17 protein-coding genes and 1 pseudogene are annotated in these 25,435 nt (G+C 63.7%); 8 read left to right on the plus strand and 10 right to left on the minus strand.

What is annotated here, in order from left to right; genetic code table 11:
* Nucleotides 1-49: 49 nt before the first annotated feature.
* Nucleotides 50-1,181 (plus strand): annotated as a pseudogene (locus AVCA_RS25980) (IS630 family transposase).
* A 321-nt stretch (nt 1,182-1,502) separates the two neighbouring features.
* Here AVCA_RS25980 and hpnA read toward each other — a convergent pair.
* From hpnA to AVCA_RS09520, 7 genes are all read right to left on the minus strand, one after another.
* Nucleotides 1,503-2,525, minus strand: a complete 1,023-nt coding sequence (hpnA, locus tag AVCA_RS09495) for a hopanoid-associated sugar epimerase (protein WP_012700679.1) — start codon at nt 2,523-2,525, stop codon at nt 1,503-1,505.
* 196 nt (nt 2,526-2,721) lie between these two features.
* The gene (locus AVCA_RS09500) at nt 2,722-5,352 is read right to left on the minus strand and encodes an MMPL family transporter (protein ID WP_231876405.1); all 2,631 of its coding nucleotides are present in this window, start codon (nt 5,350-5,352) and stop codon (nt 2,722-2,724) included.
* A 91-nt stretch (nt 5,353-5,443) separates the two neighbouring features.
* Nucleotides 5,444-6,187, minus strand: coding sequence for a phosphorylase family protein (locus AVCA_RS09505; protein WP_236616369.1), 744 nt, complete (start codon nt 6,185-6,187; stop codon nt 5,444-5,446).
* Nucleotides 6,184-8,163: a squalene--hopene cyclase gene (gene shc / locus AVCA_RS09510; protein WP_236616370.1), complete on the minus strand. Its 1,980-nt coding sequence runs from the start codon at nt 8,161-8,163 to the stop codon at nt 6,184-6,186. The genes AVCA_RS09505 and shc overlap by 4 nt, the downstream gene beginning before the upstream one ends.
* A gap of 33 nt (nt 8,164-8,196) precedes the next feature.
* Nucleotides 8,197-9,330: a phytoene/squalene synthase family protein gene (locus tag AVCA_RS09515; protein ID WP_012700683.1), complete on the minus strand. Its 1,134-nt coding sequence runs from the start codon at nt 9,328-9,330 to the stop codon at nt 8,197-8,199.
* 846 nt (nt 9,331-10,176) lie between these two features.
* The gene (locus AVCA_RS25985; RefSeq protein WP_139239957.1) at nt 10,177-10,551 is read right to left on the minus strand and encodes a hypothetical protein; all 375 of its coding nucleotides are present in this window, start codon (nt 10,549-10,551) and stop codon (nt 10,177-10,179) included.
* 410 nt (nt 10,552-10,961) lie between these two features.
* On the minus strand, nt 10,962-11,858 hold the full coding sequence (locus AVCA_RS09520) for a LysR family transcriptional regulator (RefSeq protein ID WP_012700685.1): 897 nt from the start codon (nt 11,856-11,858) through the stop codon (nt 10,962-10,964).
* Between the two features lie 86 nt (nt 11,859-11,944).
* On the opposite strand from AVCA_RS09520, the gene AVCA_RS09525 reads away from it, so the two are divergent.
* Nucleotides 11,945-12,727 (plus strand): NAD(P)H-dependent oxidoreductase, encoded by a 783-nt coding sequence (locus AVCA_RS09525; protein WP_085930848.1) that lies wholly within the window; start codon nt 11,945-11,947, stop codon nt 12,725-12,727.
* Between the two features lie 294 nt (nt 12,728-13,021).
* Here the strand turns inward: AVCA_RS09525 and AVCA_RS09530 are convergent, their stop codons facing one another.
* On the minus strand, nt 13,022-13,933 hold the full coding sequence (locus tag AVCA_RS09530; RefSeq protein WP_041807134.1) for a LysR family transcriptional regulator: 912 nt from the start codon (nt 13,931-13,933) through the stop codon (nt 13,022-13,024).
* 111 nt (nt 13,934-14,044) lie between these two features.
* Here AVCA_RS09530 and AVCA_RS09535 point away from each other — a divergent pair, with 111 nt between their 5' ends.
* From AVCA_RS09535 to AVCA_RS09555, 5 genes are all read left to right on the plus strand, one after another.
* Complete coding sequence (locus AVCA_RS09535) at nt 14,045-15,379, plus strand: SGNH/GDSL hydrolase family protein (RefSeq protein ID WP_175556007.1); 1,335 nt, start codon at nt 14,045-14,047, stop codon at nt 15,377-15,379.
* Nucleotides 15,380-15,382: 3 nt separating this feature from the next.
* Nucleotides 15,383-16,522 carry an alkene reductase gene (locus tag AVCA_RS09540; protein WP_012700689.1) on the plus strand — a complete coding sequence of 380 codons (1,140 nt, stop codon included), beginning with the start codon at nt 15,383-15,385 and terminating at the stop codon, nt 16,520-16,522.
* A complete protein-coding gene (locus AVCA_RS09545; RefSeq protein ID WP_012700690.1) occupies nt 16,519-17,730 on the plus strand; it encodes an MFS transporter in 1,212 nt (403 codons plus the stop codon). Before AVCA_RS09540 ends, AVCA_RS09545 begins: the two co-directional genes overlap by 4 nt.
* A gap of 403 nt (nt 17,731-18,133) precedes the next feature.
* Nucleotides 18,134-18,334, plus strand: a complete 201-nt coding sequence (locus tag AVCA_RS09550) for a YodC family protein (RefSeq protein WP_012700691.1) — start codon at nt 18,134-18,136, stop codon at nt 18,332-18,334.
* Nucleotides 18,335-18,588: 254 nt separating this feature from the next.
* Nucleotides 18,589-19,116: a host-nuclease inhibitor Gam family protein gene (locus AVCA_RS09555; protein ID WP_231876381.1), complete on the plus strand. Its 528-nt coding sequence runs from the start codon at nt 18,589-18,591 to the stop codon at nt 19,114-19,116.
* A gap of 150 nt (nt 19,117-19,266) precedes the next feature.
* Here the strand turns inward: AVCA_RS09555 and AVCA_RS27025 are convergent, their stop codons facing one another.
* Together AVCA_RS27025 and AVCA_RS09565 are read right to left on the minus strand one after the other, a co-directional pair.
* Nucleotides 19,267-20,856 carry a tetratricopeptide repeat protein gene (locus AVCA_RS27025; protein ID WP_269078198.1) on the minus strand — a complete coding sequence of 530 codons (1,590 nt, stop codon included), beginning with the start codon at nt 20,854-20,856 and terminating at the stop codon, nt 19,267-19,269.
* 1,514 nt (nt 20,857-22,370) lie between these two features.
* Nucleotides 22,371-22,793 carry a hypothetical protein gene (locus AVCA_RS09565; RefSeq protein ID WP_012700695.1) on the minus strand — a complete coding sequence of 141 codons (423 nt, stop codon included), beginning with the start codon at nt 22,791-22,793 and terminating at the stop codon, nt 22,371-22,373.
* A gap of 466 nt (nt 22,794-23,259) precedes the next feature.
* Between AVCA_RS09565 and AVCA_RS09570 the strand changes: the two genes are divergently transcribed.
* Nucleotides 23,260-25,413: a hydantoinase/oxoprolinase family protein gene (locus tag AVCA_RS09570; protein ID WP_012700697.1), complete on the plus strand. Its 2,154-nt coding sequence runs from the start codon at nt 23,260-23,262 to the stop codon at nt 25,411-25,413.
* Nucleotides 25,414-25,435 lie beyond the last annotated feature (22 nt).

The raw sequence follows: 25,435 nt of genomic DNA on the forward strand, positions 1-25,435 counted from the left end.
AGCCCTAGTGTTATGACACAGCTAAATCTGCGTCATGCATAATGTCGGCATGGAACATTACAGAATCATCCTCAGTCCTCAAGAAAGAGCGCGGTTGCAAGAGCTGACAAGCAAAGGCAGGACCGCGGCAAGCCAAGTCATCAACGCCCTGATCCTGCTGGCCTGCGACCGCTCGCAAGACCAGGGGCCGCGCAAGACCAGTGCACAGATCGCCCAGATGCTGGGCGTGAGCCAACGCAAGATCGACAACCTCAAGCGGCGTTGCGTGCAGGAAGGTCTGGAGTCGGTGCTGGTGAGAAAGAAACCCCGGCGCGAATACGCCCGCAAGATCGACGGCGAACTCGAGGCACGCCTGATCGCCCTGAGCTGCGGACCTGCTCCCGAAGGTCATGCGCGCTGGACGCTCAAACTGCTGGCCGAGCGTGCGGTGGAGTTGGAATATGTAGACTCGCTGTCGTCGGAGACGGTGCGACGTGCCCTAAAAAAAACGAACTCAAGCCGTGGCGCAAGGTTGGCTGGGTGATCCCGCCGAAGGCCAGCGGGGAATTCGTGGCGGCCATGGAGCAGGTGCTGGATGTCTACAGTCGACCCTATGACGAAGGCCATCCGGTGGTCTGCATGGACGAAACGCCGCGGCAACTGATCCGCCAGGTGCGCGAGCCCCTCGAGGCGGTACCGGGGCATCCCGGGCGCGATACGAGTACGAGCGCGCTGGCACCTGCAACGTCTTCGTAGCCTGTGAGCCGCTGGCCGGGCGGCGCATCGCCAAGGTCACCGAGTACAAGAAAAGGCAGGACTGGGCGCTGTTCCTGCAGGACATCGCCCAAGCCTGGTCCGGGGCCGAGCGCATCACGCTGGTGATGGACAACCTCAACACCCACAGTGCCGCCTCGTTGTACGAGACCTTTATGCCCGAGCAGGCCAAGGCCCTGAGAGATCGCTTCGAGTTCGTCTACACCCCCAAGCATGGCAGTTGGCTGAACATGGCCGAAATCGAGATCAACGTACTCGCCGGCCAGTGCCTGGACAGGCGCATCGACTCCCTCGAGCGGATGCGCAAGGAGGTCGCCGCATGGCAGCAATGCCGCAACCAGCTCGATGCCAAGATCAACTGGCAGTTCACCACCCAGGATGCGAGGGTCAAGCTACGCAGCCTATATCCGCAGATTGAAGTGTGTTGAGATACTAGGGTCTGTTGCCGTTTCGCCGCGACCGCGCCGGAGTCGGTTTTTGCGCGGGGTTAGGCACGAGACGCGAAGTCTGGTCGTCCAGATGAGCCGTCGAGTAACGACACACCGCGCAAAAACCGGCCCGGCCCTTCGGGTTGCGCGGGAAATGGCTCCCGCTGTCGTTGCAGGACTTGGCAAGGGAATGACCATTGCCTGCGTCCTGCGCAATCTCCATGGATGGAGTGAATGCCGCAAGCCCGCCGGGAGCGGGCGCGGCCTAACCGGGAGCCATTTCCCGCGGCAACGCGGCTTGCGCCGAAACGGCAACAGACCCTAGCGGTGCTGTCTGAACCACATCACTGCATCCTCCATCGCCAGGCGGACGGGCCCCGGTGTATAGCCGAGTTCGCGTTCGGCTTTGGCGCTGGAGAAGAACATGTATTTCCTGGACATGCGTACCTCTTCCACCGTCGCGATCGGCTGGGTTCCGCTCAGGCGTGCCCAAACCTCCGCAAGGTGGGCTATGGGCATGACCGCTGCGTGCGGCAGTCTCCAGCGGGGCGGCGCGAGCCCGGCAATGTCGGCGATCTCGGCGAGCATCTCGCGCAAGGTGAGATTCTGCCCGCCCAGAATGTAGCGCTCGCCTACGACACCGTGCTGGAACGCTAGCCAGTGTCCTTCGGCTACATCGTCCACATGCACGATATTGAGACCGGTGTCGACATAGGCAGGCAGGCGACCGGCAATGGCATCGCGCACGATCCGGCCAGTGGGGGTGGGTTTGATGTCGCGCGGCCCGATCGGGGTCGAAGGATTGACGATCACCACTGGCAGGCCCTCGGCGGCGAACTCCCTGACCAGCGACTCGGCGAGAAACTTGGAGCGCTTGTAGTGTCCGATCATGTCACGCTCTGTCACGGCCGTGTTCTCGTCGCCAGGACGGCCGTCCTTGGGGATGCCAAGGGTAGCGACGCTGCTGGTATAGACGATACGTGGCACGCCTGCCGACTTGGCAGCCTCGAGTATGACGCGCGTGCCCTCGACGTTGGTACGGTAGAGTTGTTCGGGAAACGGCGCCCACAGCCTGTAATCGGCTGCCACGTGGAACAGGGCATCGCAGCCGTCACAAGCGTGTTGCAATGAAGCCGCCTGGGTGAGATCTCCTTCGACAACCTGCACGTTTAAATCTTGCAGGTTGCGACGATCCGAACTGGCTCGCACCAGCACGCGCACATGATGATCATCGCGCAGGAGACGACGCACCACGGCCGAACCGACAAAACCGGTGGCTCCGGTTACTAATATCTTCACGACATTACCATCAGAATAATCTTTGATTCGGGTGCCGATGGGCACAGGCCGGAGTCAGTATGCATGGGGCATCTCTTCGGTTACCTGTCGAAGCGCTTGTACCAGCCCTTCGCGACGTCACGCCAATTGAAACTGGCGCATCGATTTGCTTGCGAGCCTAACTTCTCTGTTCCGTGCCACTGACCGATAGGATGCGGTACTGGTGCCCATTGAATACTCCTTCCGAGAAACGCCTCTGCGGTCAGTCGATGGGTACTTCATATCGATCAGCCTTGACTGGTTCGGATCGAGAAAGCCTGTATAACAAGGCGGGCAGGAATACGAAGGTCGATAACAGTACGGCGGACAGGCTCAGCAGCAAGAGCAGGCCCATGCTGGCCGTACCTGGATGGCGCGCTATCGCCAAGCTGCCAAAGGCTGTACCGGTGGTCAGTGCCGAAAACAGGATTGCACGCGCAGTGGGCGAGCCCAGGAATTGGCGTATTCCGCTGCGCCAGTTCATGACGAAATAGACGTTGAAGGACACACCCACGCCCAACAGCAGTGGCAATGCGATGATATTGGCGAAGTTGATCGAAATGCCGAGCAGGCGTGCCAGTAGTGCAGTCAGCAAGGCCGACATCAACAACGTCGCCATTACCAGAGCGGTGTCGAGCCACCGCCGCAACACCGCTATCAGCACCATGGCGATGGTCAACGTGGCGTAGACAGCCGCCTGCTGGAAAGCTTGCAAGATGGTATCGGCTGACTTGACGGTATCGAATGCCGAGCCTACGGCTTGCGGTGCGACCGAATGGACCGCTTGGACGAAGCGGCGAAGGCCGGCGGTATGTTGCGCCTCATCGCCCGGTGTCAATTGTATCCGCACCTGGCCATCGACGCTGAACCAGTCGCGCCGGAGTTCGTCCGGCAGGCTTTGCAGGGTGATGTGCCGGGCGGAAAGCGAGTTCTTCAGTCGCTCGAAGGTTTCTGGCAAGAAACGCGACAGTGCCTGATTGGCGGTTAGCAGGACAGGGTCCGGGGCCTGCGCCAGCCGACCCAGCAGCTCGCCGATACGTAGCAGCGGCGCGCTCGGCGGCAGTGCATCCGCGACGCCAGCGATCGCCATGCTCGAATCACGCGCCGCCGCGCGCAAGTCGGCGGCCGTGGGCGCCGGCTTCGCCTCATGGGTGCCCAGCACCGAGTACATCAAGTCCATGGCCTGCTGGATCTGATCGAGCTTATCGGCTTGATCCTCGGGAACGAAGTCGGCGCCGGAAACCACTTGGGCCACCTCTGGCAGCGTACCCAGCCGTGCCCCGAGAGTACGTGCGCTGGCGAGATCGGGAACCAGGACGTTCAGAGTGAAAGGGTTGGTGTTCGGATCGCCCATCAGCGAACTCAGGGTCTGCATGGCTTCGGTATCTGGGCGCTTGGTATGCAGCGGATTGGCGTCGAAGGGTAAATTGATCGCACTCCACAGACCGGCCATGGCCAGTAGCGTGAAGGCCGCCAGTACCGGCATGCAGTGACGCGCCAACCAGTTGTCGGCGGCAGCTCCACCGGGCAGGGCGAGTTCCGAATGCTGTGCCCCGCGCGCAAGCAGGCCCAGCAGTGCCGGCAGTAGCGTCAAGGTGCAAAGCAGGGCCAGCAGCATGCCGACTCCGGCGATGATGCCCAACTCGGCCATGCCGCTGAAATGGGTCGGCGCGAAAGCCAGGAAACCCAAAGCGGTCGCCAGCGCGGCCAGACCGATCTGGCCTCCCACCTGGATGCCCGTTCGATGCAGGATATCGGCGAAATCGCGGTCGCCGCGTTGCAGGGCATGCAGGCGTACCCCGAACTGGATGCCGAAGTCGACCGCGAGGCCAACGAACAGTACGGCGAAGGCGACCGAGACCAGATTCAGGCGGCCGACCGCGAAGGCGGCGAAACCCAACGTGTAGAGCAGCCCCAACACCAAGGTGAGCACCACTGGCAGAATCAGCCGCCAGGAGCGTAGGGCCAACACCAGCCAGAAAACCACCAATACGGCGCCGCCGATGGCGATGGGAGCGGCACGATCGGTCAGCGAACGGAACTCCTCGTCCGATAGCGGTACCGAGCCGGTGTAGTTCACGCGGGCACGGCCGGCTTTCACATCCGGCAGGTCGGCGGCGATCTTCAGCATCGCCTGGGTAGCCGACTGGCCCGGCTCGAGGGCGTCGTGGTCGAGCACCGGGTTGATCAGCACAAGCTCCAGACCACCGTTATGGCCGGTCAACTGAGGAGTCAGCAACGCCTGCCAGGACAAGGGCGAGGCGTGGCCATTCAAGGCATCGTCCAATGACCTTGCTATGTTGCCGAGCGCGGCATCGTAGGCCGAAAGATAGTCACCCATACCGTAGCGAACGGCTTCGACCATCATATCCAGGCCCTTGAGTAGACCGCGGGCAGACGGGTCGGTGACCAGCGGCTCGAGCAACTGCCCGGCCTGCGTCATGCTGTCGATGACGTCGTACAATTCGTCGGGCGGCAGCAGCAGCAATCCCTCTCGATCGAGGAAAGAATTGATGCCTGGCGTGGACACCGAGCGTACGTGGCGCTGGTCGGCCGCCAGTGCATCGGCCAGCTCGAGTGCGGTTTCGCGTGCCTCCTCCGCCGTCGGCGCACGTACCACGGCAATGAGCGTATCGCTGAATTGCGGGAACTGGCCGGCGAACTCCAGGCTCTGTTGGCGCCATTGCAGACGTTCGGAAAACAGGTGATCCGAATCAGTGTCGATACTGAGGTGGGTGGATGCTCCCATCAGGCTGGCCACTGCGAGCAGCGCCGCTAGCATCAGGACGACGAAGGGGTGACGGCCGCTGGAGTCCACCAGCCATACGAGGCATTGCCGCGCTATCCTAGTCATAACAACCTTATTACTGCGTGGGCTCCGGTTACTACCTGTAGAAGCGGAGCGAAGGTTGCGCCAGGCATCCGGAAGTCAGCGGCGGATTCTATCATGTCTCCCCGCATTGCAAGGCGGCTGGCGCTTCCAGGTTGGGAGCGGCTTTTGCTGCTGCGCGTAGCGCACGTAGGGCCTTGTCCATGCACGAGGAAAGCCTCGGCAGGCGACTCAGCAGCCACGGCCGGCGTGCCAGGGTGGCGATCAACCGTGGCAGTTGCGGCTGGCCCCAGGGGCCGATGGCGGCTTGCAGTGCTTCGGGGAGTGCATCGTCGCGCTCGTCGACAATGGCGCGAAGCGTAGCGAACGGCAGGTTGCGATCCGCAGCCACCGCAGCCACCGCAGCGCTTTCCATATCCACCGCCGCTGCGGCATAGCGGCTGTGCGCCGCCATCTTTGCCTCCGGGGTGGAAAGCGCTCTGCACGAGCTGAGCAGGGTGATGCCAGAAACGACTGGCAGCCCCGCCGATGCCAGCCGTTTCCGTAGTCGGCCGCACCAGGCGGGGTCTGTCATGTAAGTGCGGCCGTCTCCATCGAGTACGCCATGCGGACAGAGCAGCGTGCCGCTGCGCAGACCGGCATCCAGGGCACCGGCGACACCGAATGTCGCCAGGGCTCCAGCGCCGGCGTCGGCCAGGGCTTGCGCCGCCTTCCGCGCGGCTTCCGGCCCCATGCCGCTCAACCACAGGACGCAGCCGTCGGCCAGGGGCATCAGGCATTCGGGGCGTACGGACTTTGCCGTCAATGCTTCGGCCTCGACTTTCAACGCGACTACGATGCCAGCCGAGTACAAGCTCACCGCTGCTCCCTGGAGCGATTCAACAGATGCCGATAGCGGGCCAGCGCGTATAGAGGGAAATAGGCGGCATAACCGTGATACTTGAGGTAGTAAACCCGTGGAAAACCGGGGGCGTTGTGCGAGGGATGGGACCAGAGTCCGTCGGTTTGCTGGCAGGCGAGCAGAAAAGCGATACCGCGTCTCACCGAGTCGGACTCCACTTCGCCCATGGCCAGTTGGGCCAGTACTGCCCATGCCGTCGAGTGTGGCGTGCTGATTCCTGCGTTGGTACCGGCCAGGTGCGGGTCGATGTAGCTGTCGTTGGTCTCGCCCCAGCCGCCATCGGGGTGCTGGCGCGTGCGTAGCCAGTCGACGGATTTGCGCAGGTAGGGTTGGCGGAGGTCCTCGCCGGCCAAGGCAAGGCCGGAAAGCGCGCTCCAGGTGCCGTAGATATAGTTGCTGCCCCAGCGGCCCCACCAACTGCCGTCGGGCTGTTGGGTCGTGCGCAGGTAGTCGATGCAGCGGCGCAGGCCGTCACGGTCTTGATCGCGCTTCAATATGCCGAGGCAGGCGGCCACGCGGCCGGAGACGTCCTCGGTCGGGGGGTCGAGCAAGGCTCCATGGTCTGCGAAGGGAATGGCGTTGAGGTAGTAGTGGGTGTTGTCGGCATCGAAGGCGGCAAAGCCGCCATTCCTCGACTGCAAGGCCAGCATCCAATCCACGGCGCGATCGATGTTGAAGGCATGTTGCCCGGGCTGTCCGCGACGACGGTCCGATATGTGCAACAGAGCTGCCACCAGTGCCGTGTCGTCGATGTCCGGATAATAGCCGTTGGCATACTGGAAGGCCCAGCCGCCTGGAGCCGCTTGGGGGGCCTGCGCTTCCCAGTCGCCCCTGCAATCCAGCTCCTGCCGCTGGACGAGCCAGTCGCCGGCCCGTGCGATGGCCGTTTGGGTTGCCGTATCGTCACCACTGTGGATCAGGGCCATGGCACTCCAGGCGGTATCCCATACCGGCGAAACGCAAGGCTGGCAGTAGGCCGAGCCGTCGTCACGATGGACAATCAGCTTCTGGATCGAGCGCAAGCAGGTCTTTCGGGCTGGATGATCCTTGGGATAGCCGAGCAGGATCATCGCTTCGTAGCAATTGACCATCGGCGGGAAAATCGCCCCCAGGCCGTCTTCGCCATTCATGCGCGGCAAAAACCAGGCCTCGGCCTTGCGGATAGCATGCTGACGCAGCGATTTCGGCATCCAGCGGTCAAGCGTACGAGCAAATTTGTCCAGTCCCAGGAAAATGCGGTTCAGCAGGCCACCACGGAGGAAATAGTGGCGCTCCTGCTCCGGCGCAGTGACGAACAGCTCGCGGATGTCCACTCGCTTGGGGTTGGCAGCCCGGGCCTTGAGCGAACAGAGGATCGTCAAGGGCACCAGGGTGGTCCGCGCCCAGTAGGACATCTTTTCGATATGGATTGGCGCCCAGCGCGGCAACAGCATGATTTCGACCGGCAGATAGGGTACGGCACGCCAGGGGACCTGCTCGAACATCGCCAGTAGGATGCGGGTGAATACGTTGCTTTTGGCGGCGCCGCCAAGCGCCAGCACCGCCTCGCGCGCCCGACGCATATGTGGCGCTTCGGGGGAGTCGCCGGCGGCCTTGAGCGCATAATAGGCCTTGACCGTGCACGACAGGTCGATCGCGCCTCCCACGTATTGCGGCCAGCCGCCATGAGTCTCCTGGACCTGGGTAGCGCGCAAGTAGCGCGCCATCCTTTCCTGCAGGTCTTCGTCAATCTCATCCGTGAAATGCATCATCAAAATGTATTCAGCAGTGATCGTGCAGTCGGATTCGAGCTCGAAACACCAGTGCCCATCGGCACCTTGCCGCCCCAGCAGCGCTGCGCGCGCACGTACGATGGCCTGGTCCAGACCGGTTGTTTCGGATTCGCGAGAGTGGCTATCGATACTGGCAGGGACAAGAAGAGAGGAACGTTCCATATGGCTGCATATCACTTGTATCGGTGGGTTGCTCTAGGCCGATTCGGCGAAGTAGGAGATGGCGCTCTTCGGCCAGGCAAGGTGTGGGTGGGGAGAGGTGCTCCATTCCGCGGACAGCGGCGTCAACGGAAGCTTGCGTGCGGATGCTGCGAACAGCCAGCGCAAACCGGTATTGTAATTGCCTGTCAGTCGCGTGAGCGCGATGGTGTAGGCTACCGCCTTGCGCGATACCTTCACTTGCTCGCCGGCGGAGAAATGGGGGTTTTGCTGCAGCTTGCGCAGTGTCAGCACGGCGAGGCCGATACTCCACAAGCAGAAGCGGCGGAACCCGGAGTGTCTGTTCGGAATCATCAGCGTATATTCCAACGCGTCGCGCAGGTGGGCGTGAGCCACCCCGATGAGCTCGGTCAGTGCGCTCATATAGTTCGCATCCTGCCGGCCCGCTTGCAACTCCTCCAATCGCACGCCATATCGGGCGAAGACGTCCTGCGGCAGCCAGCAGACGCCACGGCGGTAATCTTCCCACTGATCCTTGAGGATGTTGGTCATCTGCAGCCCTTGGCCGAAAGAGATCGCCAGACGCATCAGAGGGTCACGCTGGCTGGCCAGGGCGGGATCGAAATCGATGAGCAGTTCCGTCAGCATTTCGCCCACTACGCCGGCTACGCAGTAGCAGTAGCAATCCATGTCGCACAGCGTTTCCAGTCCATGCTGGCCTACGTTGCGCTGGAAGTCGTGCATGCCGTGGGACATCACTTTCAGGCAATTGACGATCGCCATGCGCTGTGCCGGCTTCAAGCTATTGGTAACCTGTAACACCAACGGCAATTGGCTCACCAGGTCACGCTCGGCTTCCGAGGTTTCCGTGGAGAATCGTGACGCCAGTTCGGTCGAGAAATATTGCGGTGCGATGCGGCCAGTCACCGCATCGATGAATGCATCCTCGTAACGACGCTTTTCCTCGGCGGAAAACGCCGGTTCATCCTCGATGGTATCTGCGATGCGACACAACAGATAAGCATTGGTCACCGCACGGCGTAATAGCGGCGGCAATTGGGGAATGGTCAGTGCGAAAGTTCTGGAGACTTTTGAAAGGATAGCGTTTTGATAAGCATCGGCACTGGTTGTTGAGGACTCGATAGCTAGAGCTGTTTGGGATTCAAGCATGATATGCCTTAGCTTTTCTCTTTTTCAACGAGTTACTTGTCATTCTGACACGAATTTCTCAGTGGTAGAGTACGCCAACCCCTTGATTTATCAACCGGACCTAAAATGCATGGGCAGTAAAAAGCCTTGCAATTCAATGGATTATCTGTCTTGAGCATAGGCGCGGTCGGCCCTGTCACGATCAAGAGTCACCTCCAGGGAGTAATACCGAGTTGAGACGCACTTTCATAGGAATAAGCTATGATGATCCTCACCATTTTGCTTGTGGTTAAGCAATCTTTCAAATCGTCGAAGGTCTCAGCAACACGCCGTGTTTCGACGATTCGCCGAAGAGAGGGGCGCAGTCGGTTTTCGAGGCGGCCTGTTTGATCTTGCCAAACGCCGAGTGAATACTTCGTCAAGCGATGCATTGCGACGAGGCGATCCATGGTAGGGCAGGCGGCCCGATGAAGCGATCCCCGTATCCGGAATGCAGCCTCTTGACATCTGGTCGAAGCCTGGAAACAGCGAAGAGCGATCCGTTGGCCACTGACGGCGACAGTGGCTTCCTCGGGGTAGTTTCGGCCTGAGCCTGATCCTGAACGGAGATCCCCTTTGACTGGTGCTTCGCATCCTGCAACGTCGGTGCATACTCTGGTATGTGGATGCTTGCAAACTCACCCCGACGGGATCGATCCTTGACGCCGCCGATCTGGAGAGGCGTCCGGGATTTCAGTCACGGGTAAAGCCCAGTACCGGTGATTCATGGGTTGTAATAGCCACTCTCCGGGATATGTGGCGTGTTCGGCGACGCTGAGTTCGTGATAGGACATGGCAACACCTTACCGAAACGGTCAGGTGTTGCACTCAGATTTTGCCGCCGCCGGGCTTCAAACCGATCGATGTATACCAGGCACTACTCGATGATGCCTCTTCCGAAACATTGCTTGATGTCTTGACCTTGTTGACGGAAGCGATATACAGCAAGAGCGAGAAACTCGGATGTGTCGCGCGCTCTGGATAAATCCGATAAAGAGGCAGCATGGCGTGCCTGTAGCCGAATCCTTGTTTCCCCACGCAGTCGTGAATACCTTCACGAGGGGAGGGCATTGGATATTTTGCTCGAAGCAATCGAATTGCATTACAGGCGGCTGGTAATTCAGTCTCAATAACCCAGCCTGGCGGAGAGCTTTTTCCGCAAGGGTAACGGTGGACCAGGGCAAAGCGGAAGTGTCCGCTCATGCGGCCCTGCCGTTCAACTACGATGAGCCCACGTCTGCGCCCATCGCAGAAAGTCAGGTGCTGGTTCCGCGTCGCATCGGCGAGCGAGTCCCGACCTGTGGAGCTTGTTCAACCTACGCAGGAGCATCTCGTCCTGGACGGCTGGCTTGGGCGAACTGCCAACGGTCGCCGCCAGGGTACCCGTCCAGTGCAAGGTATCGCTCAGAGCCTGCGCTTGCGTCGAGCCCATGGCTTCTGGCCGTCGGCAGTCCTTCGAGCCTGGTTGACCAGGGACACAGTGCATTGCCATCGCAGGTCCGGGAGCAGCATCGCGAGTTGCGCATCGAGATGACCGATCGTCATGTGGTCGTATGGCGACGGTCCATGTTCGGGAGACTGGTCCATCCATCGGATGCGTCCGCCGGGGCCGCTCATAGCGATTTCACGATGTGCTCGCGCAGCCACTGGTGTGCAGGATCGCGATGAACGCGCTCGTGCCAGAGCATGAGCATCTCGAAGCCCGGCACTTCCAAGGGCGGCTCGACCACTTGCAACGCATCGTTGTCGCGTACCAGCCGGGACGGCACCATCGCCACCAGATCGGTGCTGGTCAGCACCGATGCGAGAAACAGGAAGTGCGGAACGGACAGCGCGACCCGTCGCGTCATGCCCAGCTCGGCCAGCGCCGTATCCGTCACGCCATGAAAGCCGCCGCCGTCCGGCGATACGATCACATGATCGAGCTTGCAGAACTGTGCCAGCGTCGGGCGGCGTTTCAATCGAGGATGTCCGACGCGGCCGGCCAGCACGTAGCGTTCGGTGAACAACGGCCTGCGCTGCAGGGACGGCGGGGCTTCCGCGCTGATGTGGAAGGCCAGGTCGATATCAGCCTGTTCCGCCTGGCGGGCCAGCATCGGCGGGAGCAGTTCCAGAATCGCCAACCGCGTGCCGGGCGCCGCCGACCGCAGCCCGGCCAGCGCCGGCGACAGGATGGTGGACTCGCCGTAGTCCGAGGCCGCGATGCGCCAGGTCTGGCCGGCCCGGGCGGGGTCGAAGGGACTGGAAGGGGCCACCGCCCGTTCCAGTGCTTCCAGCGCCTGGCGTAGCGGCTCGCGCAGTTCGTCCGCGCGCGCGGTGGGCCGCATGCCCCGAGGGCCGGGCAGCAGCAACGGATCGCCGAAGACTTCCCGCAGCCTGGCGAGCTGCACGCTTACCGTGGGCTGCGACAGATGCAGGCGCATGGCCGCACGGGTCACGTTGTGCTCGGCCAGCAAGGCGTTGAGCGTGACCAGCAGGTTCAGGTCGAGACGCCTCAAGGAATTGTTCATGGCAATACCTGGGATTCTTGGAATTCATTTTTAATATATCAGAGGCCGCCCTATCGTGTGCCCACCTGCCGATGGAGCACCGAGCCATGAATGTCCTTCTTGTCTATGCCCACCCCGAATCCCGATCCTTGAACGGTTCGCTCAAGGATTTCGCCATTCAGCGCCTGGAGCGTGCGGGCCATACGGTCCGGGTGTCGGACCTGTACGCCATGAACTGGAAGGCTACGCTGGATGCGGACGACAACACCGCGCGGCAGCCTGGCGCGCGCTTCGATCCGTCCATGGACTCCAGACAGGCGTTCGAGAATGGCACGCAGAGCACCGACATCGCGCGCGAGCAGGACAAGCTGCGCTGGGCCGATGGCGTAATCCTGCAGTTTCCGCTGTGGTGGTTCTCGATGCCGGCCATCCTCAAGGGCTGGATCGAACGCGTGTATGCCTACGGCTTCGCCTATGGCGTGGGCGAGCACTCGGACACGCACTGGGGCGACCGCTACGGCGAAGGCATGCTGGCCGGCAAGCGTGCCATGCTGGTGGTGACGGCCGGCGGCTGGGCGTCGCACTACGAGCCACGCGGCATCAACGGGCCCATCGACGACATCCTGTTTCCCATCCAGCACGGCATCCTCTTCTATCCAGGCTTCGACGTGCTGCCATCCCATGTGATCTATCGGACGAGCAGGATCGACGAGGCGGGGTTCTCGAAGGCCTGCGATGCGCTGGGACAACGGCTGGATGACCTCTGGACGGCCGACCCCGTTCCTTTCCGCAGGCAGAACGCCGGGGACTACCTCATTCCGGAGCTGACGCTGAAGCCCGGGCTGGCGCCGGGGAGGTCTGGTTTCGACATCCACGTCGAACGGGATTAGGGCGTGTCATCAATTATTTCCCCGGTTGCGTTGCTGCCGGAAATGGGGCCAGGCCGGGCCGCGTTCGGCAAGGCGCAGCCTGCAGGCAATGGTCGTTCCCTTGCCAAAGGCTGCAACGCCGCATGGCCCCATTTCCGGCGCAACCTAGGCGGCCCCACCCGCAGGGACGGGCCTGTTTTGGCACAGCGCGGCGTTGCTCGTCGTTCGTTTGGAATGACCAGACTTCTCTCCTCGCGCCTTGCCCTGTGCCAAAACAGGCTCCGTCGCAACGCGGGAAGTAATTGATGACACGCCCTAGCATCCACCGATATCGACCCGCTCGGCGAGGAAGTCCAGGAAGGCGCGCACGCGTAGCGGCAGATAACCGCCTTGGCCGACATAGACGGCGTGGACTTCTTCGACGTCGCCCGGATTGCAGTTTTCGAGCACCGGCAGCAATCGGCCGGCCGCGATGTCCTCGCGCACCTGGAAGGCGGCCAGGCGCGCCAGACCCAACCCGGCCAAGGCCAGGCGATGCAGCGCCTCGCCGTCGCTGGCCTGCGCGTTGCCGGTCACGGGCACTACGATGTCTCCGCCGCCATGCCGCAACGGCCAGCCGGGCTGCGCACGCACGTAGTTCGCGCCCAGGCGATTGTGTTGAAGCAGATCCTGCGGCGTGGTCGGGGTGCCGTGGTGCGCCAGATAGCCGGGCGCGCCGACGATCGTCATGCGCGTCTGGCCCAGTTTGCGCGCCATCAGGTTCGAGCTTTTCAGTGGACCGGCGCGCACGGCCACGTCGGTGCGCTGCTCCAGGATGTCGATGACCTCATCGGTCAGCACGATGTCCAGCGTCACGTCGGGATGGCGTTCCAGGAATTTGGGCGTCAGCGGCAGCAGGAAACGGTGCCCGAAGGGCACGTTGGCATTCACCCGCAGCCGGCCGCGCGGCGCCGTGTGTTCGCCGGCGCAGCGCTCGGCTTCTTCCAGGTCGGCGAGGATACGCACGCCGCGCTCATAGAAGGCACACCCCTCGGGCGTGAGCTGGAGCTGCCGGGTGGAGCGGTTCACCAGCCGCGTGCCCAGGCGCTGCTCCAGGCGCGAGACCAGCTTGCTGACGGCCGAGGGCGTCATGCCGAAGGCGCGGGCGGCAGCGGAAAATCCGCCCAGTTCGATGACGCGCACGAACACTTCGAGTTCGCCGGATCGGTTGACTTCCAGGCGGGCCATGGCCATCTCCTCGATGAGTTCAACTCACAAATGTTTTTCCGGGAGAGAGTCTATTCCAATTGCGTCTTTGAATTCATGATTCATCACTAGATGGATATTGAATTCACTTATATGAAAAATCTTTCCAAAATCCTTCCCAGCGCCTCGACCACCGCGATGCTGGCCCTGGTGCTCGCGACGGGCGTATCCGTGACCGCCGTTCCGGCGGCTGCCGACCCTCCCGCCTGGGTGGCAACCTGGGGCGCCAGCCCCCAGCCCGTCTGGGGAGCGGGCTTCCTGTTCCCCAGCAACGTCCCTTCCGAATTGCACGATCAGACGGTGCGCCAGGTGGCGCGCGTCAGCCTGGGTGGACAACGCCTGCGCATCGTGCTGTCCAACGCCTACGGCGGCCAGCCTCTCGCCGTGGGGAAGGCTACGGTCGCACGGCCGCGTAGCGACGGTGCCGTTGCCGCCGACAGCCTGCGCACCGTGACATTCGGTGGCCGGGAGGAGGCGACGATCCTTCCCGGCGCATCGCTGGTCAGCGATCCAGTGGCATTGCCCATCCCCGCGCTGGCACAGGTCGCGGTGAGTCTTTATCTGCCGAAAGCGACACCGGTCGGCACCTTTCACTGGGACGGCCGCCAGACCGGCTGGATCGTCCCCGGCGACCAGACCACGGCCCCGGCATTCGAGACGGCGGAAGGCTGCGCACGGAGCACCACGACACGCCTGCTGCTGGCGGGGATTCAGGTCGAAGCCGAACACGCGGTGCGAGCGGTCGTGGTGATCGGCGACTCCATTACCGACGGGGCCGCTGCCAGCCCGGACAAGGACAGCCGCTGGCCGGACTTCCTGGCTGCGCGTCTGGCTCCGCATGGGGTGGCCGTCGTCAATGCCGGCATCTCCGGTGCCCGGCTGCTGTCCGACGGCATGGGTGTCAATGCGCTGGCACGGCTGGATCGCGACGTACTGGCGCAACCGGGGGTGCGGAGCCTCGTCGTGATGCTGGGCATCAACGATATCGCCTGGCCGGGCACGGCCCTCGCGCCGGAAAGACCCCGACCGACACTGCAGGCACTGACGGCTGGCTACCGCCAGTTGGCCGAGCAGGCTCGCAGCCGTGGGTTGCGGGTGATCGGCGCAACGCTCACCCCGTTCGAGGGTGCGTTGCCCGGCACGCCGCTGGACGACTACTACCACCCCGACAAGGACGCCTTGCGCCAGCGGGTCAACGACTGGATTCGCCACGGCGGCGCGTTCGACGCGGTGATCGACCTCGATGCGGCACTGCGCGATCCCGTCCATCCAGCCCGGATCGACGCGCACTTCGACTCCGGCGACCACCTGCATCCCGGCGACCAAGGCAATCGGGCGATGGCCGAAGCCGTCGATCTCGATGTCTTGCTGCCGGGCCTCGGTGCCTCGCGGGACAACACAACGCCGAATACATCTCAGGAGCGCTGAACCATGCTGTTCACAGCCTATCGCCTGGGCAATCTCGACCTGCCCAACCGTATCCTCATGCCGCCGATGACCCGCTCGCGCGCAGGCGCCGGCAATGTGCCCACCGCGCTGATGGCCGAGTATTACGCCCAGCGTGCCTCCGCCGGGCTGATCGTCAGCGAGGGCACGCAGATCAGCCAGCAGGGCCAGGGCTATGCCTGGACGCCCGGTATCCACAGCCGGCAACAGGTAGCCGGCTGGCGCGGCGTCACCGATGCCGTGCATGCCGCTGGCGGGCGCATATTCGCGCAGTTGTGGCACGTCGGCCGGATCTCGCACGTCTCCCTTCAGCCGAACGGTGCCGCGCCGGTATCGTCTTCGCCGCTGCTGGCCGACGGCGTCAAGGTCTTCATCGACCCCGAGGGTAGAGGGCCGCGGGCCGGCGTCGGCGAGATGGTGCAGCATTCGGCACCGCGCGCCCTGTCCGAGGCCGAGATCGCCCAAGTCGTGCGGGACTTCGCCGCTGCCGCGCGCCATGCACTGGAGGCCGGCTTCGATGGTGTCGAGCTGCATGGCGCCAACGGCTACCTCATCAACCAGTTCATCGACTCGCGGGCCAATACGCGCAGCGACGGCTACGGCGGGTCGCTGTCCAACCGGCTGCGCTTCCTGCGCGAAGTCACCGAGGCCGTGGTCGCGGTGGCCGGGCGCGGGCGCGTCGGCGTGCGGCTGGCGCCGCTCACCACGCTGCAAGGCGCGGTGGACGACACGCCGCAGGCCACCTACCTGGGCGCGGCCAAGCTGCTCGACGATCTCGACGTGGCCTACATCCATATCGCCGAGGCCGATTGGGAAGACGCGCCCGACATGCCGGTGGCATTCAAGGAGGCGCTGCGGCTGATCTACGGCGGCACGCTGATCTACGCGGGCAAGTACACGCTGGAGCGTGCCGAGGCCGCGCTGCGCGATGGCTGGGCCGACTTGATCGGCTTCGGCCGGCCGTTCATCGCCAATCCGGATCTGCCTCGGCGCCTGCGTCACGGCTGGCCGCTGAACGAGCCCGACGCGAGCCGCTTCTTCGGCGGCGCAGTCGCAGGCTACACCGACTATCCGTTCGCGACGCAGGACGGACAGGCCGCCGCGATGGAGGAAGACGTGCGATGAGCCAGCGCAACGTTGTCCATCGCGGTGTCTGGGCGCTGGCGGTCACGGCGTTCGCCATCGGCGTGGCCGAGTTCATCGTGGTCGGCGTGCTGCCGGCCATCGCCGAGGACCTCGGCGTACCGCTGGCACGCGCCGGCGGACTGGTGGGGTTGTACGCGCTGGCATTGGCCATCGGTACGCCGCTGGTGGTACTGGGATTGGCCCGGCTGCCGCGCAAGCCTGTGCTGCTGACCTTGGTGGCTGTGTTTCTCGCCGGCAACCTGCTGTCGGCGCTCTCGACCAGCTATGCGGTGCTGCTGGCCGGGCGCATCTTGACGGCGGTGGCTCACGGCAGCTTCTTCGCCATCGGCGCGACACTGGCAGCCCGGCTGGCCCCCGAGGGGCAGGCCAGCCGGGCGATCGCATTGATGTTCGCGGGCCTCACGCTGGCGATGGTGATCGGCGTGCCGCTGGGTAGCCTGATCGGCAACGGCCTGGGCTGGCGGCTGCCATTCTTCGCCGTCGTGCTGCTGGCCGCGCTGGGCTGGCTGGCGACCGCACTGTGGGTGCCGGCCCTGCCGGCGCAGGCGGCGGGGCGCGCCGGTAGCCAACTGGCGGCGCTGGCGCGACCCGAGATCCTGACGATGATGAGCATCACCATCCTCGGCTTCGGTGCCAGCTTCGCGGCCTTCACTTTCATCACGCCGATCCTGACCGCCATCACCGGCTTCTCGGCCCGGATCTCCAGCCTGCTGCTGGTGGTGTTCGGCGCGGCGACGCTGGTGGGCAATCTCATGGGCGGGCGCTGGGCCGCCAGCCTGGGCTGGCCGGTAGCGCTGCGGCGCATGCTGGTGGGCCTGCTGGTCGTACTCGTGGCGATCGCATTGCTGATGCCCTACCGGACACCGATGGTGGCGCTGCTGTTCGTCTGGGGCCTGCTGGCCTTCGGTATGTCGCCGGGCTTTCAGGCCGGCATGCTGGCTACCGCCGAACGCTGGACGCCGCGTGCGGTGGACTTCGCTTCGGCGTTGAACATCTCGGCATTCAACCTGGGTATCACGCTGGGGGAGACGTTGGGTAGCGTACTGGTGGTGCGAGACGACATGGCGCTGACGCCTTGGGCGGGTGTCGGGCTGGCGTTGATCGCGCAGTTGCCGCTGGCGTGGCTGGCACAGCGGTCGTCCGGCGCCGGAACGGTACCGGCCGCTGGTGGATGGGAGGGGCGATGATGGGGGGACGCCATCTTCGCCGCTTCCTGGCCGTTGCCGAAGAACGCCGCACCGCCCGAGCCGTCGAGCGATTGCAGGTCGGGTAGTCGCCGCTGTCGCGTGCCTTCAAGGAGCTGGTAAAGAGACCCGGGGAGGCAGCTTTTCGGCCGTCGCACGCGGTCGCCCCGTGTGGGCAAGCAGTTCCCGGAGCAGGTGCAGGCTGGCGGCGTGCCGTATCCATCCAGGGGACGGCTCGGTCCGTCGCAGCCGTTTCCTTCCGCAGCGGAATGGCACCATCCGCAAACCTGTGGCCTCGAAATACAGGGGCCAGTACGGCAATGTCCAGCACCGGCGCCTCCTGTCAGAGCCGATTGGCGAAACCCGCTCCATACTTGGAGTTCAGCTATTTCTGGGAGCATCAAAGATGACCGGGCTTGAGTTCGTGAAGGGCGATATCGTTGTGTTGAAAAGCGGCGGACCGGCGATGACGGTCGAGAGTATCGGCAACTATGCCGAAGGTCTGGCGCGCGGGCCGGAGAGGGGGGCGAAGTGTATCTGGTTCGATGGGGGCAAGCCCCAGGAGCATGTTTTCGATGTGGCGGTGCTGGAGAAGGTCGAGCCTTAGTTGGCATGGGTTGTCGGGCGCCGGAGTGGCTGATGGCCCCGCTTCGTGCGGGGTTTTCTGTTTCGGGGCGGTCCTGGACGGCACGGGAGGATACCGCCCAGCGGCGGAGCCGGCCGCCGGCGTTGACAGTGCTCCGATGCATGAACAAGCTGAAATTCGTTCGAATCCGCGAGGTGCCTGTTGAAGAGAGGCTGGATCGTCGGCCCCGGATGCGAGGCGTGGGCGGTTCGGCTTGAATTTCAGGAGGAGCAATCATGGCGAAGGTTACTCATGTGAGGGCCAGTGCGGTCCGGTTTCCGGTTCCTCAAAGCCGCGACGAAGTGAACGAGGCGATTGCCAGGATCGGCCTGCTCCAGCGCGAGCGTGCGCGCATTCAGGCCGACATGAACGATGAGCTGGCCAAGGTGAGGCTGCGTTTCGAAGAGGCGGCCACGCCTCTCAACGAACAGATCGCGGCATTGACCCAGGGGGTGCATACCTGGTGCGAGGCGCATCGCTCGGAGCTGACCGGGAACGGCAAGACCAAGTTCCACGATTTCGCCGCGGGCGAGATCAAGTGGCGCATGCGTCCGCCGCGGGTGATGCTGCACTCCGTCGAAACCGTGCTGGAAGTCCTCAAGCGTCTGGGGCTGACGCGTTTCATCCGGGTGAAGGAGCAGGTGAACAAGGAGGCCATGCTCGCCGAGCCGGATGTGGTCGCCGGCGTGGCCGGGGTGAAGATCGAGCAGAGCGAGGACTTCGTCGTCGTGCCCTTCGGCAGCAAGCTCGAGGAAGTCGCCTGAGGAGAGAGCTTTCCTTCGGCACAGGGCCAGGATGCAAGCCCGCCATTCCAGGGAGGCATCGCGTCGGCCGGCGCCGCCGGTCGTCCCGACCCCCGGACGGCATGGACTGGCCGGCCGTGGGCGCGCTCGTGCCATGGCTCCCGCCGGGAGTCAGCGTGCGGTTTCCGCCAATTGCATGTCGGCACCTGCCCAGACCTTGCGGAAGCGTTCCATGACGGCATCCGCTTCCTCGCCGCGGTTCTGCGCATCCAGCGTCCGGGCCAATCCGTGCAGCGACCAGCCATTTTCCGGGAAACGTCGCAGGTCTTCGCGAAAGGCCTGCTCGGCCTCCTCGTTCCGTCCCGCCTCGAGCAGTACCCGGCCGAGGTCCTGGCGTACCGGCACCGTCCATTCCGGCGGCTCGCCGTAGACCAGGCCGTCCTCCAGACGGGCCGCTTCGCGCAGGTGGCCGATCGCGCCCGGGAAATCCGCCTTCCCGGCGGCGATGTGACCGGCCAATACTTGCGAGGCGATTTTCAGTATGGCGCCCGAGGTATTGAACTCCAGACGCAGCGCGTCCGTCTGCGGACTCCCGGCCGTGGCGCGCAGTCGCGCCAGCTCCGCCTCGGCTCCCGGTACGTCGCCGCGCGCCGCCAGCGCCCGGCCCCGGGCGTAGTGCCAGAGGGCGCTGGCATGGGGAAGATCCGGCGGCGGGGCCTCGGTTTGGAGAATCTCGTCCCAGCGATCGAAGCGCACCAGCATCTGTAATCGGCGGGTCTGGTGGTGCTGCAGGAAGGTCATGCCGGGCTCCCGCAACATCGCTTGCGGCACCAGTTCGGCCATCTTCCGCGTGGCGCCGAGCGCCTGCCCGCTACGGCCGATCATGCTCGCGGCGAAGGCCAGGAAATCGTAGTTGTGCGGGTAATAGCCGGCGACGTAGATGCCGAATGTCGGATTCTGGTCGCGGATGTAGGTTTCGTCGGCATGCACCGCGTGTTCGTTGGCCTCGATGGCGTCTTCGTAGCGTCCGACGCGGACGTAGATGTGTCCGGGCATGTGCACCAGATGGCCGGCGCCGGGCATGAGGCCGGCGAGCCGTTCCGCGCATGGCACCGCGCGTTCCGGCTGGGCGGCCTCGACGGCATGGATGAAGAAGTGGCACGCCCCCGGGTGGTCGGGATTCGCCGCGATCACCCGCTCCAACTGGGTGAGCAGCTCGGGCGTGTTCGGCCGCGGCTGGCCGTCATGGCTCCAGTACTGCCACGGGTTCAGGTCCATGAGCGATTCGGCGAAAAGGGTCGCCGCCTCCCGATCTTCCGGGTACTGGCGAACGACTTCGCGCATCGCGCGGGCATAGGCTTCGTCCAGGGCGGCCCGGTCGTCGGGAGGAGGCGAGGCGTAGCGTGCCGCGAGGGCACGGATAAGGGCCTGTTCCTTCGGGCTCGCCTTGCGTTCGAGAGCTTTGCGGGTCGCGGCATGTGCCGCGGCCCCGGCGCTGGCGTCCATCGGGGCGTTGATGTTGGGGCCCTGCGCCAGGGCGATCCCCCAGTAGCACATGGCGCAGTCCGGATCGAGCCGGACGGCTTCCTCGAAGACGCGGATCGCCTCCTGATGGTTGAATGCGTAATAGAGCCGCAAGCCCTGGTCGAAATAGCGCTGTGCCAGTGGCGAGGCGGTCGTGATGGCGTAGTGATGATCGCCGAGGTTGTCGTATAGCGGAACGGCGGAACGCCCGGTCTGGGCGAAAGTTACAGACGCCATGCCCAGTGCCAGGAGCGCGCCCAGGGCCATCGGGAGCGGAGACGGTCGGCGACGGCTGCAGGGCGGCAGGATGGGCAGAAGCCCGGTGATCCGGATGCTCAGGGTATCGCTCCTCGCCAGGCGCTTCCGTCATGCTCGCGTACTGGTGCGAGCCCGGCGGTCATGATTGCCTGGCCGACGAATGGATTGTCTTTCGTTATTCCGCTCGATACTTCAGGGGAAAATATAGCCTGCGCCAAATGACATGCGTGGCTTCCGGTAAGTCCGTATTTTGGCGGGGCGCCTCGTTTCGTCGTTTTATCGTTATATCCGGGGCCGGCTTGGGTCGGGGTTGTATGGTTATCGAATATGGCGACTGCCGGACGATCAATGGCGGGGATATATGTGAGGGTGGCCGTGGTCTGTCCGGTTCGTCGATTTCCACTTTTTATGGAGGATAATATCGTGCTCGGGTTGCATTGTATTGGTCTTTGGGTCGTCCGTGCATTTTCCGGCTGGAAGAAAATGCCGATGCGCGTATCCATGCGGACCATTATAAATACTGGCTGACGAAAATTTTCACATGTGCAGGCATATCCATGGTCCCGTGACGGTCGATTGGCTGGATCGGATCGTCTCCTATCGATAATGTTCTCGAGGTTCCGGAAACAATGCCGCGTGAAATTATGCGGCTAGATGATTGCCAGGAAGGCTCCATTGACCGCCCATGGTTCGTCTCCGTTCTCGGTTATCCATACCGTCCGACCGGGGCGGCGGTCGATGCTTCCAGGCTCGCTCCCGAGCGAAGCCATTCCGGGAGCCCGGGATGTCCGGCCCGTGGCTGTGTTTCTGCCGTGCGCTGCCGGGGTTTTCAGCTCCGCCGGCAGGGACTATGGGTACTGTCGCTTCGCCGCAGTCGACGGCGAACGTTCTACATTACCGATACTGCTATAAAGGCTCTGCGATATGCTCTCGATGGCATCTTCCTGGCCGTTCGTCGGTAATGGGGAAACTTTGATGATCGCTCTATTTTCAATATCACTGACAAATACGAGGCATGGAACAGGAACATAATAATACGGGTAGCCGGGTTTTCTCGATCATATCGGCTGCTCCGACGCATCATTGATTCATTGAAAATGTTTCGGCCTGGAGTGAGCAGGTCAGGGGATAAGGCGGTTGTCAGGGAGAAGACATTATTTTTCGCCGGAAACTGGATTCGCTGAAAAGATGCCTATACTGGAGTCGAGCGGCATGCCTGAGGTTTCACCGGGAGCGGAAACTTCGGGAAGATTGTTCGGGAGAGTTGCAGCAAGGCAACTGCGCAATGAACGTCCATGCGGCGGGCCGCAAGAACGGTGGAGCCATGTGGACGGTTCGCAACCACGATTTCCATACGGGAAATCGGATACTAGGGCGCTGAGGCAGTGAAAGGGCAGCCAAGTTAGGGAGATACTGCTTGAGCAAGGAAAAAAAGCGGAACCAATCGACCAAGCCCATGCATGAGCCAACGAGCGTCCGAACACTTGAACTACTTACTCTGTGAGGAGTGCATCATGGCTACTGAAAAGCAACAAGGTCAGCAAGGCCAAGGCGGCAATATGGGACAGCAGGGCCAGAACGCAGGACAGACCGGTCAGCATGCGGGCGGTGCCCAGGAACAGAACCAGAATCCGCGTGCAGGCGAGCAATGGAAGCAGAACCAGGGTGCACAGGGCAGTGGCCAGCAAGGACAGGGCGGGCAGCAAGGCAGTGGTACCCAGCAAGGCCATCAAGGCGGCCAGCAGGGCCATCAGGGCGGTCAGCAGGGACAGCAGGGTGGCCAGCAGGGCACCCAGCAAGGTGGTCAACAAGACCAGCCGGGTCAGGGACAGCGCGGCAACCCGAGCGAGGAAGAGCAGCGCAAGGCCCAAGGCGGCAGCCAGGACCAGTCGCGCCAGGAGGGCCAGCAGGAACAAGGACGCAATCCGTCCAAATAGAAAAAGGGAAAAGGCCATAACGGGCCTGTCGAACCGATCCGATCGCCGCCAGTGCCGGCGGATGACGGATCGAGGTGGCTCCGGTCGACGAACCGGAGCCACACCCGCCTGGAAAGAATTCCCCCTTCCTTGACCGAGACACCCGCTGTCCAGCCAGGCTCTGTCCGAGCGAGGCTGCGGCGTCTCGCCGTGGCCGGTGAATGCCACGTCCGAAATTCATACGTCCGCAGGCGACGGCATCCGGCTGCCGGACGTTCGCCTGCGTCCCGGCAGTCCTGTGCATGAAAAATAATTCCTTATGAATCAATAGATTGCCTGGTCTTTTCGAACATGGCCCGGGCCTTGCTCCGTTGCCTGGCGAGCCGCACTCGCAAGCCTTTCGGCAGGCGGATGCGCGGTCTCGACAGGTTGTACCGCGACAATTCGAACAACAACGGAGAACCCCATGGACATGCAACGCTCGAAAGTCCAGGTGATGGGCATCGATGCCGGCGGCACGATGACCGATACCTTCTTCGTCCGCGAGGACGGCAATTTCGTGGTCGGCAAGGCGCAGAGCAACCCGGCCGACGAATCCCTGGCCATTTACAATTCTTCCCTCGACGCGCTGTCCGCCTGGCAGCTCGGCGTCGACGACGTCTACCCGGAACTGGTGACCTGCGTCTATTCCGGCACCGCCATGCTCAACCGGGTGGTACAGCGCAAGGGGCTGGACGTCGGCCTGATCGTCAACAAGGGCTTCGAACAGACCCACTCCATGGGCCGCGCGATCCAGAGCTACCTGGGCTACGCCCTGGAGGAGCGGCTGCACCTCAACACCCATCGCTACGACGAGCCGCTGGTGCCCTATTCGCGGACCCGCGGGGTCACCGAGCGCACCGACGTGCAGGGGCGGGTGGTGATTCCGCTGCGCGAGGAGGAGATGCGTCAGGCCACCCGCGAACTGGTCGAGGCCGGCGCCAAGGCCATCGTCATCGTGCTGTTGCAGTCGCACAAAAACCCCGCCAGCGAGAAGCGCGCCCGCGACGTCTGCCGCGAGGAGCTCAAGCGCCTCGGCCTGGATCTGCCGGTGTTCGCCTCGGTCGACTATTACCCGTCGCGCAAGGAGAGCCACCGCACCAACACCACCATTCTCGAAGCCTACGCCGCCGAGCCGTCGCGGCAGACCCTGCAGAAGGTCAGCGACCGCTTCAGGAAGCACGGCGCCAGGTTCGACCTGCGGGTGATGGCCACCCACGGCGGAACCATCTCCTGGAAGGCCAAGGAGCTGGCGCGGACCATTGTCTCCGGGCCGATCGGCGGGGTGATCGGCTCCAGGCTGCTCGGCGAGGCGCTGGGCTACGAGAACATCGCCTGCTCGGACATCGGCGGCACCTCCTTCGACATGGCGCTGATCACCAAGGGCAACTTCGCCATCGCCTCCGACCCGGACATGGCCCGCCTGGTGCTGTCCCTGCCGCTGGTGGCGATGGATTCGGTGGGCGCCGGCGCCGGCAGCTTCGTGCGCCTCGACCCCTACAGCGGCTCGCTCAAGCTGGGCCCGGACAGCGCCGGCTACCGGGTCGGCACCTGCTGGCCGGAGAGCGGCCTGGACACTGTCTCGGTGAGCGACTGCCACGTGGTGCTCGGCTACCTCAACCCGGAAAACTTCCTCGGCGGCGCCATCAAGCTCGACGTGGAGCGCGCCCGCCAGCACATCAAGGCGCAGATCGCCGACCCGCTGGGGCTGTCGGTGGAGGAGGCCGCCGCCGGGGTGATCGAACTGCTCGACCTGTCGCTGCACGAATACCTGCGCTCCAACATCAGCGCCAAGGGCTACAACCCCACCGATTTCGTCTGCTTTTCCTACGGCGGCGCCGGGCCGGTGCACACCTACGGCTACACCGAGGGCCTCGGCTTCAAGGACGTGGTGGTGCCGGCCTGGGCGGCGGGTTTCTCGGCCTTTGGCTGCGCCTGCGCCGACTTCGAGTACCGCTACGACAAGAGCGTCGACATCGCCCTGGCGCAGGACGGCGACGACACCCAGCGCACCGAAGCCTGCGCGGTGATCCAGGCGGCCTGGGACGAACTGGCCGCCAAGGTCATCGAGGAGTTCGTCAACAACGGCTTCAAGGCCGAGGACGTCACCCTGCTGCCCGGCTACCGGATGCAGTACATGGGCCAGCTCAACGACCTGGAGATCACCTCGCCGATCGCCAAGGCATCCTCCGCCGCCGACTGGCAGAAGATCACCGACGCCTTCGAGGACACCTACGCGCGGGTCTACGCCAGCTCGGCGCGTTCCCCGGAACTGGGCTTCTCGGTCACCGGGGCGATCATGCGTGGCCTGGTCGTCACCCAGAAGCCGGTGCTGCCCGAGGACCCCGAGGCCGGTCCGCAACCGCAAGCGTCCGCGCATCTCGGCAAGCGGCCGTTCTACCGGCACAAGCGCTGGGTCGACGCCGACGTCTGGCAGATGGAGGCCCTGCAGCCGGGCAACCACATCGTCGGGCCGGCGGTGATCGAGTCCGACTCCACCACCTTCGTGGTGCCCGACGGCTTCGAGACCTACCTGGACAAGCACCGCCTGTTCCATCTCAAGGAATGCGCCCGCGGCTGAAGCGGACCGGAACGACAATAAA

The organism is Azotobacter vinelandii CA, assembly GCF_000380335.1.
In the GTDB taxonomy this organism is placed as follows: domain Bacteria; phylum Pseudomonadota; class Gammaproteobacteria; order Pseudomonadales; family Pseudomonadaceae; genus Azotobacter; species Azotobacter vinelandii.